12 protein-coding genes and 1 riboswitch are annotated in these 12,225 nt (G+C 71.0%); of the genes, 7 read left to right on the top strand and 5 right to left on the bottom strand.

Going from position 1 to position 12,225, the window contains the following annotated elements:
• Positions 1-82: 82 nt before the first annotated feature.
• Together ACZOOI_RS19945 and ACZOOI_RS19940 are read right to left on the bottom strand one after the other, a co-directional pair.
• Positions 83-1,081 carry a LacI family DNA-binding transcriptional regulator gene (locus ACZOOI_RS19945; RefSeq protein ID WP_465277130.1) on the bottom strand — a complete coding sequence of 333 codons (999 nt, stop codon included), beginning with the start codon at positions 1,079-1,081 and terminating at the stop codon, positions 83-85.
• 279 nt (positions 1,082-1,360) lie between these two features.
• Complete coding sequence (locus ACZOOI_RS19940; RefSeq protein ID WP_465277129.1) at positions 1,361-3,145, bottom strand: bifunctional metallophosphatase/5'-nucleotidase; 1,785 nt, start codon at positions 3,143-3,145, stop codon at positions 1,361-1,363.
• A 241-nt stretch (positions 3,146-3,386) separates the two neighbouring features.
• On the opposite strand from ACZOOI_RS19940, the gene ACZOOI_RS19935 reads away from it, so the two are divergent.
• A complete protein-coding gene (locus ACZOOI_RS19935) occupies positions 3,387-4,199 on the top strand; it encodes a protein phosphatase 2C domain-containing protein (RefSeq protein WP_465277128.1) in 813 nt (270 codons plus the stop codon).
• Positions 4,200-4,388: 189 nt separating this feature from the next.
• Here ACZOOI_RS19935 and ACZOOI_RS19930 read toward each other — a convergent pair whose 3' ends face one another.
• From ACZOOI_RS19930 to ACZOOI_RS19920, 3 genes are all read right to left on the bottom strand, one after another.
• On the bottom strand, positions 4,389-4,880 hold the full coding sequence (locus ACZOOI_RS19930) for a glutathione peroxidase (RefSeq protein ID WP_391582916.1): 492 nt from the start codon (positions 4,878-4,880) through the stop codon (positions 4,389-4,391).
• Between the two features lie 129 nt (positions 4,881-5,009).
• Positions 5,010-5,924, bottom strand: coding sequence for an NAD-dependent epimerase/dehydratase family protein (locus ACZOOI_RS19925; RefSeq protein ID WP_465277127.1), 915 nt, complete (start codon positions 5,922-5,924; stop codon positions 5,010-5,012).
• A gap of 257 nt (positions 5,925-6,181) precedes the next feature.
• On the bottom strand, positions 6,182-6,553 hold the full coding sequence (locus ACZOOI_RS19920) for a roadblock/LC7 domain-containing protein (RefSeq protein WP_391583082.1): 372 nt from the start codon (positions 6,551-6,553) through the stop codon (positions 6,182-6,184).
• Positions 6,554-7,416: 863 nt separating this feature from the next.
• Between ACZOOI_RS19920 and ACZOOI_RS19915 the strand changes: the two genes are divergently transcribed.
• The 6 genes from ACZOOI_RS19915 (at position 7,417) to ACZOOI_RS19890 (ending at position 12,192) form a co-directional block, all read left to right on the top strand.
• On the top strand, positions 7,417-8,286 hold the full coding sequence (locus ACZOOI_RS19915) for a class II aldolase/adducin family protein (RefSeq protein ID WP_465277126.1): 870 nt from the start codon (positions 7,417-7,419) through the stop codon (positions 8,284-8,286).
• Between the two features lie 241 nt (positions 8,287-8,527).
• A complete protein-coding gene (locus ACZOOI_RS19910; RefSeq protein WP_465277125.1) occupies positions 8,528-9,073 on the top strand; it encodes an RDD family protein in 546 nt (181 codons plus the stop codon).
• Between the two features lie 209 nt (positions 9,074-9,282).
• Positions 9,283-9,492, top strand: a riboswitch (cobalamin riboswitch).
• A gap of 28 nt (positions 9,493-9,520) precedes the next feature.
• Positions 9,521-10,234 carry an energy-coupling factor ABC transporter permease gene (locus tag ACZOOI_RS19905; protein ID WP_391582920.1) on the top strand — a complete coding sequence of 238 codons (714 nt, stop codon included), beginning with the start codon at positions 9,521-9,523 and terminating at the stop codon, positions 10,232-10,234.
• Positions 10,231-10,599, top strand: coding sequence for an energy-coupling factor ABC transporter substrate-binding protein (locus ACZOOI_RS19900; RefSeq protein WP_391582921.1), 369 nt, complete (start codon positions 10,231-10,233; stop codon positions 10,597-10,599). The genes ACZOOI_RS19905 and ACZOOI_RS19900 overlap by 4 nt, the downstream gene beginning before the upstream one ends.
• Positions 10,600-10,603: 4 nt before the next feature.
• Positions 10,604-11,347: a cobalt ECF transporter T component CbiQ gene (gene cbiQ, locus ACZOOI_RS19895; RefSeq protein WP_465277124.1), complete on the top strand. Its 744-nt coding sequence runs from the start codon at positions 10,604-10,606 to the stop codon at positions 11,345-11,347.
• Positions 11,344-12,192, top strand: a complete 849-nt coding sequence (locus ACZOOI_RS19890; protein ID WP_465277123.1) for an energy-coupling factor ABC transporter ATP-binding protein — start codon at positions 11,344-11,346, stop codon at positions 12,190-12,192. Before cbiQ ends, ACZOOI_RS19890 begins: the two co-directional genes overlap by 4 nt.
• Positions 12,193-12,225: the final 33 nt, after the last annotated feature.

The following is a 12,225-nucleotide window of genomic DNA, read 5'->3' as shown; positions in this document are numbered from 1 at the left end:
CCGGCGTGGACATCGACACACACCCGCGCCCCACCGCCGAATCAACTCGACCATCGACACGCACCCGCGCCCCACCGCGGAATCAGCTTGAGTCCCGGGCCCGCAACGTCATCTGCCACAGCGTCAGGTCGTCCTGGGCGGCCCCTTCGCCGGCCGCGACGATGGCCGCCGCCACCGCGCTCATCGGCAGCAGTTGTTCGAACGCGACCGAGGTCAACCGGGGGCGGACCATCTCGCACAGCGTCAGGTCGTCCGTACCGACGACGGCGACCTGCTCCGGGACCCGGATGCCGACGTCTGCCAACGCGCCGAGCAGCAGCGCCGCGTATTCGTCGTTGTAGCCGTACACCGCGTCGGGGCATCCCTCGGCCCGCCACTCCCGCGCGAGCCGCGCGGCCTCGGCGGGATCCTCGGCCATCTCGACCATCCGGACGGTGCCGCCGGCGGCCTCCGCCACGGCGCGAAAGCCCGCGAGCCGCGCCAGGCCCAACTCGGCCAGGGCCGGCTCACGCGGCACCACCACGGCGAAATCCCGTCGGCCCCGGGCGATCAGGTGCTCGGCGGCCCGGCCGCCCGCCGCCACGTGATCGACCTTGAGGCCGAGCGCGATCGGCGCGGAACTCTCGCCCAAGGCCACCACGGCGATGCCGCGGGCGACCAGGTACTCGACGCCGTCGGCCGACATCCGCTCCGGCAGCACCAGCACCACCGCCGGATTCAGCGCGCCCCACGCCTTCGCCGCCTCGATGCCGTGCGTGGCGGGATTGCCGTGGATCACCAATGTGTGTCCCAGGCCGTGCAGTTCGCGGGCCAAGCCGTCCAGGAAGCGCTGGATCAGTTGGCCGAACGGCACCTCGTAGGTCGGTACGAGCACCAGATCGGTACGCCCGCGGCGAAGCGATCGGGCGTCCGAGCGCGGCTCGTAGCCCAGGCCGGCCGCGATCTCACGGACCCGGCGCCTGGTCTCCTCCGGGATCCGGCTGTCCTGGACGTCGTTCATCGCGTACGACACCGTCGCCCGCGAAACGCCTGCGGCACGGGCCACGTCGGCCCCGGTCGGGGGGCGTCTCGTTGTGCTCATGGGGCGATTGTCGCCCAGGTCGGGACCGCACCCGGCACACGGGCGGCGCCGTCACCTTCGTGTCGAGGTACTCGTCCCCGAATGGCTGACTATGTATCAGAAAGGCCCGGCCGCATCGCGGCGACCGGGCCTTTCATGAGCATCCGACGAACCTCGCCCGCCCTCGGCGAACCTCACCGGAAGCAGACGAGCTTCCCTCGGACGAGGCCGACCTCAGCCGAATCGCATCGACCTCGGCCGGTCGAGGCCGACCTCACCCGAGGCCGGTCGAGGCCGACCTCACCCGATGAAGGTGATCCGGTCCGCCGCCGGCGGCGCAAGCGGCGCGCTCGCCGAGGAGTGGGCCGCGAAGTACGCCAGCAGCGCCTCCAGGTCGGACCCGCCGACGCGCTTGTTCACGCCGGTCTTGAAGGCCGCGAAGCCGTCGCCGCCGCCGGCCAGGAACTCGTTCGCACTGACCTTGTAGGTCGCCGCCGGGTCGATCGGCACGCCGTTCAGCTTGACGCTGCCCGGCACGATCTTGGCCGCGCCGGTCTGCGACCGGTCCACCGTGTAGGTCAGGCCCTTGGAGATCTGGAGCACCTTCGGGTTGGCGGCGTTGCCGCCGGTGTACTGCTGCGCGAGCAGGTCGAGCACGGCCTGACCCTTGAGGTCCAGGGTCTGCATCATGTTGGTGAACGGCTGCACGGTGAATGCCTCGCCGTAGGTGACGACGCCGTCCCCTTCGCTGCCGGCCGCCGCGTATTGCAGGTCGGACCGGATCCCGCCCGGGTTCATGAACGCGATCTGCGCGCCGCCCTTGTCGGCCGGTGCGGTCGCCTCCAGTTGCGCGTCGGCGATCACGTCGCCGAGCGGCGACTCGGGCGTGGTGGCGCCGCGGCCGCGGATGTCGCCGGTGATATACCCGATCGAGCGGTTGGCGACCGGAGCCGCGAGCTTCTGCCAGTCGGCGAGCAGCTGCGTCAGGTCCGGGGCCTTCGGGGTGTCCCGGCGAACAACCGTGTTCTGCGCCTTGACCGAGGTCCGCACGATGTCCCGGGTGCGCTTGTCGTAGGTGGCGTCGATCTTCGTGTACATCTTGCCGAACGACGAGGCGCTGGTGACCATCCGCGGCTGCCCGGCGGGGTCCGGGATGTTGCACGAGTACGCCTGGTGCGTGTGGCCCGTGACGACCATGTCGATCGCCGGGTCCAGGCCCTTGGCGATGTCCACGACCGGCCCGGACAGGCCCAGGTTGCCGCCCGCGTTGCAGTCGTAGTTGTACGCGTTGCTCGTGGGCAGGCCGCCTTCGTGCAGCAGCACCACGATCGACTCGACGCCGATCAGGCGCAGCCACGGCACGATGTTGTTCGCGGTCTTGATCTCGTCCTTGAACCTCAGACCCTTGACGCCCTCGGCCGTGACGATGTCCGGCGTGCCTTCCAGGGTCATGCCGATGAAGCCGACCCGGGCACCGCCCACGTTCTTGACGCTCACCGGGGCCAGGATCGGCAGGCCGGTGCGCTCGTCGAGCACGTTGGCGGCCAGGTACTGGAAGTCGGCGCCCTTGAACGTGCGTCCGGGCGTGTAGCACCCCTCGGTCGGGTGACAGCCGCCCCACTGCATGCGCTGCAGTTCCTTCTTGCCCTCGTCGAACTCGTGGTTGCCCACCGAGGTGACGTCCAGGCCGACCTGGTTCAGCGCCTCGATCGTCGGCTCGTCGTGGAACAGCCCCGACAGGAGCGGGCTCGCGCCGATCATGTCGCCGGCCGCGATGGTCAGCGAGTTGGGGTTCTTCGCCCGCTCCGCGCGCAGTTGGGTCGCGAGGTGCTCGATGCCGCCGGCCGGGATCACGACGGGCTTGCCGTCGGGACCGAGCTCGGTGACGGTTCCGGCGGAACCCTGTGGCTCCTCCAGGTTGCCGTGCAGGTCGTTGAGTGCGAGGAATTCGAGGTCCGTCGTGCCGGAGGGCCGGCCGTCACCGGCGCGGGCGTCGGCCATGGCCGGGCCGCTCATCGCCAGCAGGCTCGCGGCGACCAGGCCGGTAAGGGCGAGGCGACCGCGGCGTCGTCTGTTCCCGAGCATGGGATCCCTTCGGAGGACGCGCGGTGGTGACGCGCGTAGAAGTGGGGACTGAAGGTGTCGCGCAGCCAGAGATTAGGGGCAGTTCGCCGATCGGCACGAGACCTCACGCGAAACCGATGCGTGAAACCACCGTGAACTTATGTGGCCGCTACCGCGCACAGGGCATGATCAACCACCGTTTCCCACCCCCGAGGGCTGGGCAGCCGTACGGCGTGGCACCTAAAAGGGAGGGATGTCCGCGATGCGCGTGGAATTCGCGACAGAACCGGGTCATCCGGGCAAACCGAACGAGGACTTCGTCGTTGCCGGGCCGACGACGGTGGTGCTGCTCGACGGGGTGACGTCAAGTTCGGACAACGGCTGCAAACACGGTGTGCCGTGGTTCGTCCAGCGGTTGGGCACCGCCTTGTTCACGCACAGCGGCGGCCGGCCGGACCGCTCCCTGGCCGAGTGCCTGCACGACGCGATCGAGGACACCTCGGCGCTGCACGTGGACGGTTGCGACCTTGGCCGGCCGGATGCACCCGCGGCAACGGCCGTGGTGGTGCGGGTGGTCGAGGATCGTTTGGAATACCTCGTGCTGTCCGACTCGACGCTGTTGATCGAGCGCGACGAGGACCTGACGGTGGTCACCGACGATCGCCTGGACGTGATCGGCGCCGTGGCACGGCGGCGTCGGGACGAACACGCCGTCGGCTCGCCGGCCTACCTGACGGCGCATCAGGAGTACCAGGACACCCTGCGGGCGGCGCGGAACGTGGCGGGTGGCTACTGGGTCGCGGCGGCCGATCCCGCGGCGGCCGAGGAGGCGCTGACGGGTGGTCTGGCGCTGGGCGAGGTGCACGCGATGGCGGCGCTGAGCGACGGGGCCAGTCGGCTGGTCGACCGCTACGGGCTGAGCGACTGGGATCGGCTGATGACCACGCTGCGGCACTTCGGGCCGGCCGAGTTGTTGGCCCGGGTGCGGGCCGCGGAGAACTCCGACGCGGACGGGTCCAGATGGCCGCGCGGAAAGATCTGCGACGACGCGACGGCCGTGTGGGCGCTGGTGTAGGTCCGCCCCGCGAAGGGGTCCGCCCCGCAAAGGGATCCGTGGCGCGGAGCCCGCGGCAGGCAACCGCCCCGCGACGATCGGCAACGCACGACACGAAGCCGCCCCGCGCACGGCACCCGCACCCCGGTGGGCCCGCGAACACCGGCCGGGCCCCCGACGACCCGACCGGCGTTCGACCCACCCGCCGCCCTATTTCGGCAGCACGCTCTCGATCGCGGCGATCAGGTTCGGGTCGTGCGGGTCGGTCTGCGGGCGGAACCGGCCGACGATCGCGCCGTCGGCGGAGAGCAGGAACTTCTCGAAGTTCCACTGCACGTCACCCGAGCCGCCCTCGGCGTCGGAGGCCGCGGTGAGCACGTCGTAGAGCGGGTGCCGGTCCGGACCGTTGACGTCGATCTTCTCGGTCAGCGGAAACGTCACACCGTAGGTCGTCGAGCAGAATTCGAGGATCTCCTCGGCGCTGCCCGGTTCTTGGCCCATGAACTGGTTGCACGGCACGCCCACCACGGTGAAGCCGCGTGCGCCCAGTTCCTTCTGCAGTTCTTCGAGGCCGGTGTACTGCGGGGTCAGGCCGCACTTGGACGCGACGTTGACGACCAGTGCGACCTTGCCCTCGGTGATGCCGCCCAGGGTCGTGCCCTCCCCCGCCAGCGTGGCGATGGGGGTATCGAGGATGGCCATGATCGTTGTCCTTCCTGCGTGGTGCCGCTCGCAGCGACGCGATCCGATGAGGTGGAGCGCTTCGAGACGGCGCGAGTAAGACCTGAAGACTCGACGCTATCGAGCACAGCCGTAGGCTGCCCGACCCGGTCAGGCCGAATCACCGCGGCGGGCGGCGTAGACATCCGCCAACCCCGCGCGCCACCCCACCGCACACGGCCCGGTGATCGCCGCGCGCCTGGTGGTGTCCTGTACCTGTCCGCGCAGCGTGCCCGGCTGCTCGCGGACCACCACCTCGGCGGGCAGCCCGCTCAGGTCGGCCATGTGCGCCGCCCACTCCTGCACGCTCACCGGCTCGTCGCCGCCCCAGTTGACCACCGTCGCGGGAGTGGACGCCGCGTCCAGCAGGGCCGCCGTCTGGCTGTTGATGTCGTCCTGGTGGATCGGGCTGTACATGCACGGATCCCAGCGGGTGACGATCGGCCGGCCGGCCAGCACGGCGTCCAGGTGCATGGTCGGCAGGCCGCCGCCCTGGCCGTAGGAGGCGTTCATCCGGGCGATCACCACCGGCAGGTCGAACGCGCGGGCGCAGTAGCGCGAGACGGCTTCCTCGGCGGTCTTGGAGACCGAGTAGGTCGGTGCGTGCGAGACGTTGGCGTCGCCCAGCGGGTCGCTCTCGTGGAAGACGTGCATCGGGTCCGGGTGCGGCTTGAGCACCGACGCCGTGGACATCACCAGCGCCGCCTTGGCCCGGCGACAGTGCTGGAGCAGCAGCCCGGTGCCCTCCGCGTTGACCCGCAGCGCCTCGTCGTAGTCGAGTCCGGGGCCCTGGAAGGTGGCCAGGTGCAGGACGTAGGTGAAGTCCTGGGGCAGTTCGTCGAACGTGCCCGCGCCGAGGTCGACGGCGCGCGTGGTCACGCCCAGCGCGTCCACCCGCTTGCGGTCCTCGGGGTTCGAGAAGCGGGCGATGCCCCACACCTCGTTGTCCCGGGCCAGGTACTCGGTCAGCGGGTAGGCGATCTGGCCCGCGGGGCCGGTGATCAGGATCTTCTCGCCGGACAGCATGCGGCTCCTCGGGTGACTCGGGTACGCGATCCGTACGGGATCCGGCTGCGATCCGTACGCGACATACGACGTCGAGCTCGACGGTACATCTGACGTACCGTCATATCCGAGACCGTGCGGGGAGGCCAGGGTGTCCGTACGTGTCGCCGGACACCCCGAAGGCGCCCTCCGCACGGGGGTGGCGGAGGACGCCCGGGGTATCGAGGATGGGCCTGCGTGCCCCGACGACGGCCTCGGCGCGTCGGCGGAGCGCGAACTCAGACCTCGATCTCCTCCTCGATACGCTTGAGGCTGTGTCGGGCCAGCGCGAGATTGGCGCGGTCCTTCAGCAGCACGAGATACAGGAACAGGCCCTTCCCGGCCCGCCCGCTCAGCGGCCGGATCACGTGGTATTGCTTGCCGAGCGTGATCAGGACGTCCTCGATCTGATCGCCGAGGTGCAACATCTCCATCGTGCGCATCTTGGCGCGCATCACGTCGGTGTTTCCGGCGGCGGCCACATTCAGGTCGAGTTCCTTGCTGCCGCCGAGAATTCCCAGCGCCATTCCGCTGGTGTAATCGACCAGGGCCACACCCACGGCGCCCTCGATCGTCATAGCTTCCTTGAGGGCCGTTTCCATATTGGCCATGATTGCCTCCGAGGCGATCGGCGGTGCGGCTTTCCGGTGGACTCCGACGGGCTCGTCCTCGGGCGGTGCGATCCCCGGGGCCGGCATGGCGACCGGAGCGGGCTCGATCGGTTCGGCATCGTCCGCCACGTGCGGATCGGCCCCGATTGTCGCGATGACGTCCGCCTCGGTCACAGCACCCCGCTCGGTGTCGGACCCGGCCGGCGGGTCGCCTGATCTGCGTCGGGACGGCCGCGACCGCCTCGGGGGTTGTGCCATCTCCGGCCGGCTCCTCGCCATCGGGCTGCGCGGCGTCGGACCCGGCGCGAGCGGCCCCCGCCGGCCCGAGTCCGCCCGGGCCCGGTCCGTCCTGGCCCGGGGCGGCACCGGATCGGCGCGGCCGAGTCCGGGCACCGCGGGTGCCCGGGCGCCGATACCGACGACCTCCGTCGAATTCCCGCCCCCGTCGCTCAAGTCACGCGCCCCTTCCAGCTTTTGTGCGCCGACATTGCGCGCGTCGCCGGTGACTTCGTACGTCGCCGCAACGGCGCGTGGCCGGTGACATGTGCGCGTCGCCCGCAACTGTGCGCCGCCCGTAACTCGTCCGTCGCCTGCAAATGTGTGCATGTCGTGCGGGCCCGGTGAAATCGAGTTCGACTGCTTCGAACTCGACGTCCCGGACTCGCTGAACGGCAGCGTAGAAGCAGCCCGAAGCGGACTGCGGGCAATATTCGCTTAATTCCCGGAAACCCGACCCGGACGACCGCGGGCCGCTAAAATCCGCGGCCTCGTGCGAAGACGCGTCCGCCGAGGGCTGTCCCCGGATGTGACTCGCCGGTAGCGTCGGCCGAAGTCCCGCGCGACCCGAGTCCGAGGAGATGGACATGTCCGGCACCGATGCGCAGCAGGCCCAGGACGTGCAGGCAGGGCGAGTGACCCCGCCGCGGCCGACCCCGCCGCAGCCGGTGTCGCCGGCGGACCTGAGCTTCGCGCTGCCGCCCACGTTCGAGACCGTCGAGCAGGAGCGCCGGCACCGCAAGGAACGCTTGACCGCCGCGCTGCGACTGTTCGGCCGATTCGGCTTCGAGGAGGGCGTGGCCGGGCACATCACCGCCCGCGACCCGGAACTCACCGATCACTTCTGGGTCAACCCGTTCGGGATGTCGTTCAAGCACATCACCGTGGACGACCTGATCCTGGTCAACCACGAGGGGCAGGTCGTCGAGGGTCGATTCCACGTCAACCAGGCCGCGTTCGCGATCCACTCGCAGATCCACGCGGCCCGCCCGGACGTGGTCGCGGCGGCGCACAGCCACTCCGTGCACGGACGGGCGATCTCCGCGCTCGGCATCAGGCTCGAACCGATTACCCAGGACGTGTGCCCCTTCTACGAGGACCACGAGCTGTTCGACGACTACGCGGGCGTCGTGCTCGACGCCGAGGAGGGCCGCCGGATCGCCGAGACGCTCGGCCCGCGCAAGGCGCTGATCCTGCGCAATCACGGCCTGCTGACGGTCGGGCAGTCGGTCGACGCCGCGGCGTGGTGGTTCATCACCATGGAGCGCTCCTGCCAGGTGCAGCTGCTCGCCCAGGCGGCCGGCGAGCTCAGGCCGATCTCGCCGGAGAACGCCCGGCTGACCCGCGAGCAGCTGGGCAATGACACGGTGGCCTGGATCAACTACAAGCCGCTGTACGACGTGATCAGCCGCTCCGAGCCGGACCTGTTCGGGGCGGACGGTCCGATGACGCTCTGATCGGCCGGCGCCGCGCCGGACCACGTCCGCCGCGGCGCGGCGCGGGCCCGGCTCGACACGGCGTGGCGCGGCACCGCACGACCCGGCTTCAGGGCACCAACGATGCCCTCCGGTCGATTTCGGTGACCGCCCGCCTCCCCTCGGTGCCCGGTCGGCCCTCGTGTCCGCCGACCGGGCGCAATCTCTGCGATATCCGGCCGCGCCGGGAGTCAACTCGCCCGGTAGCGGAAAGTACAAGGACATGTACGAACGGAGCCTTCCGCAGCACTTCGCGCGCTCGGCACGTCCCGCCCGGTCGGGTGCCCGACTGTGGCTGCCCGCGGTCGAGAGCCCGGTCGTCCCCTCGGTGCTGTGGCGCCGAATCGGCCAGTTCCTGGTGGACGTGGTGGCCTCCGCGCTGTTGCCCGGAGCCGCGATGTTCCTGTTCGTCCTGCTGCCCACGCACCCCGACGGTTCGATCCGCAGCGGTCCGCTGACCGCGACGATCACCGCCGGCGTGATCGTCGTCGCGGTCGCGATCCTGTTCTGGTACTGGGTGCTGCGTCCCGCCGAGCACGACGGGCGCACGTGGGGCATGCAGGTGTTCGGCATCCGCGTGGTGGACGTGTCCGGCGGACGTGCCGGCCGGCGCCAACTCGGGATCCGCTGGCTGCTGTTGGCCGTCGATGCGTTCGCACTCGGCGCGATCGGGCTGACCGCGGTGCTCACCAGCGAGCGCCGGCAGCGGGTCGGCGATCGGGTGGCGGGCACCCTGGTCGTCCGCGGCCGCGGCCCCGGCCTGGACTGAGCCGGCCACACGGCACTCGTCCGCGCCCGCCCGCGGCCCGGTTCGCCCTCCCGCGGGCCCGCCCCGGCACGTGGACCGCGCGAGTGTGCGCAAGGCCCGGACAGCCGCGTGGAGTTTCCGGAATGCGGTTATTGCTCGGCCGCTCCGCCCATCTTGTGGTCTTGCGCACGGTTTGCAAAAGCCACCTTGTCGCCATGTCCATCCGACCACTAGTGTCGGCTCGCCGTGGTGTTCGGGAAGCCGGTTCGATGCCGGCGCGGCCCTCGCCACTGTGATCGGGAAGTTCTCCTCCACCCCCGCGAAAACGTTGATTCGTCGTCTCGGGGAAGCCACTGGGACCGCTTGCGCGGCCCCGGGAAGGCGGAGACGTGAACGTACGACCCGTCAGCCAGGAGACCGGCCACGGCGATCGTCCGTCCACGAGGTGTTGGAGAGGGACCCTTCCTCATGCATATCGCCGAGGGCTATCTGCCCTGGGAACACGCCGTCGCCTGGGGCGTCGCGTCGACCCCGTTCGTCGTCCACGGTGCCCGCGCGCTCACCCGCGAGGTACGCGACCGCCCCGAGAACACCCTGCTGCTGGGCGCGTCCGGCGCGTTCTCGTTCGTGCTGTCCGCGCTGAAGATCCCCTCCGTCACCGGGAGTTGCTCGCATCCCACCGGTACCGGACTGGGCGCCATCCTGTTCCGACCACCGATCATGGCCGTGCTGGGCACGATCACCCTGCTCTTCCAGGCGTTGTTGCTGGCGCACGGCGGGCTGACCACACTCGGCGCGAACGCGTTCTCGATGGCGATCGTCGGCCCGTGGGCGGGTTACGGCGCGTATCGACTTGCCCGCTCACTGCTCGATCGACGCGGCGGCACCATGCCGCTGGACGTCGCGGTGTTCCTGGGCGCGTTCGTCGCGGACCTGAGCACGTACTGCGTGACAAGCGTGCAACTGGCCCTCGCCTTCCCCGACCCCGACAGCGGATTCCCCGGCGCCCTGGCCAAGTTCGGCGGCATCTTCTCGCTCACCCAGATCCCGCTGGCGATCAGTGAGGGTCTGCTGACCGTCCTGGTCGTGCGCTTGCTGCGGCAGTCCAGCCGAGGCGACCTGATCCGCCTCGGTGTGGTCACCGACGCGCGGGTCGCGCGCGAGGAGGAGAAGACCAAGTGAAGCGCTCGACGAAGATCAACCTGCTGATCGTGCTGGCCGTGGTGCTGCTCGCGGCGCTGCCCGTGGTGTTCGGGATGGGCGACCACAAGGACGAGCCGTTCGCGGGCTCCGACACCCAGGCCGAGACCGCGATCACCGAGAACGACCCGGACTACGAACCGTGGTTCAGCCCGCTGTACGAACCGCCGTCCGGCGAGATCGAGTCCGGCCTGTTCGCGTTGCAGGCCGCGGTCGGCGCAGGCGTGGTCGGCTACGTGTTCGGCGTCAAGCGCACCCGTCGCCGACTCGCTCCGGAGGCCGCGGACACGCCCGACGAGCCGGCGGACGCCGCCGCCGAGGCACCGGTATCGGCCCCGGGTCGCTGATCCCGTGTTGCCGATCGATGCGGCGGCGCACGCGAGTACGTGGCGCCGCCGCCACCCGGCCGACAAAGCCGTGCTCTCCTTCGGGCTGCTCGGCTGCGCGGTCGCGCTGCCGCCGTGGCCGGGCGCGGTCCTGGTCGCCGGGACCGTCCTGGTCGTCGCGTTCGGGTTCGCCAAGGTGCCCGCCCGGCGGCTGTGGCGAGCCGCCCGCGCCCCGCTGGGCTTCGCCGCCACCGGCGCCCTGACGCTGCTCGTGAGCATCGGCGCGGACGGCGTCGGGTGGGCCGAGGACGGACCGCGCCACGCGGCCGAGTTGCTCGCCCGCTCCGGTGCCGCCGGCCTCGCGATGTTGCTGTTCGCGTTCACCACCCCGCTGTCGGACGTGTTGCCCCGGCTGACCCGAATGGGTGTCCCGGCCGCCGTGGTGGACGTCGCGGCGGTGATGTACCGGATGTTGTTCGTGCTCTACGACACGACCGCGCGGATCAACCAGGCGCAGGCCGGCCGGTTGGGCCATCGCACCCGTCGGGCCCGGTGGCGCTCGGTGGCCGGGCTCGGCTCGGCGGTGTTCGTGCACGCGTTCGCTCGCGCCCAACGCCTGGAGGCGGGCCTGGCCGGGCGCGGCTACGACGGGCGCCTGCGGGTGCTCGTGGACGAGGTACGGATCTCGCGCGCCTTCGTCGTGGGCTCCCTGTTCGTGGTGGCGGCGGTCGTCGCCGCCACCCTTCTCCTGGTATCGGTGGTGCCGTGATTCCGTTGCGGGTACGAGAGATCGGCTACGCCTACGAGGACGGGCCGCCGGTGTTGAGCGGGTTGTCCCTGGCCGTTCCGGCCGGCCGCGCGCTTGCCCTGCTCGGGCCGAACGGCTGTGGGAAGACCACGCTGCTGCGGCTGTTGACCGGCGGCCTGGTGCCGGATTCGGGACGGGTCGAATTGCACGGGGTGCCGATTCGGCACGACCGCAAGGGGCTCACCGCGCTGCGCCGGGTCGTGCAGTTGGTCGTCCAGGATCCCGACGACCAGCTGTTCTCCGCGTCGGTGGGCCAGGACGTCTCGTTCGGGCCGCTCAATCTGGGTCTGGACCCGGCCGAGGTGCGCTCGCGGGTGGCCGAGGCGCTGGCCGCGCTCGGGATCACCGCACTGGCCGAACGACCGGTGCACCTGCTGTCCTTCGGCCAGCGCAAGCGGGTCGCCATCGCCGGTGCGATCGCGATGCGGCCCGAGGTGCTGGTGCTGGACGAGCCGACCGCCGGCCTGGACCCGGCCGGACAGGAGGCCCTCCTGGACACCCTGGCCGAGTTGCGTGCGGCCGGGACCACGGTGGTGATGGCCACGCACGACGTGGACCTCGCGCTGCGCTGGGCCGACGACGCGGCCGTGCTGGCCGACGGGCGCCTGCACACCGGGCGGGCGGAGGTGCTGCTCGCGGACACCGCGTTGCTGGCCGCGGCGAGTCTGCGGCCGACCTGGGCCCACGCGGCCGCCGCCGTACTGGCCGCGCACGGCCTGACGCCGGCGGGCGGCCTGCCCCGGACACCGGCCGAGCTGGCGGCCCTGGCGGTCCGGCCGACCACCACCGAGACCCGCGCGAACTGATCGGGCGCGGGCGCTGGACGTAGGTCCGGTCCC

Source organism: Embleya sp. L77 (assembly GCF_055557415.1).
Note: the sequence above shows the minus strand (reverse complement) of the source record. Positions and strands in the feature narration are given on the sequence as shown.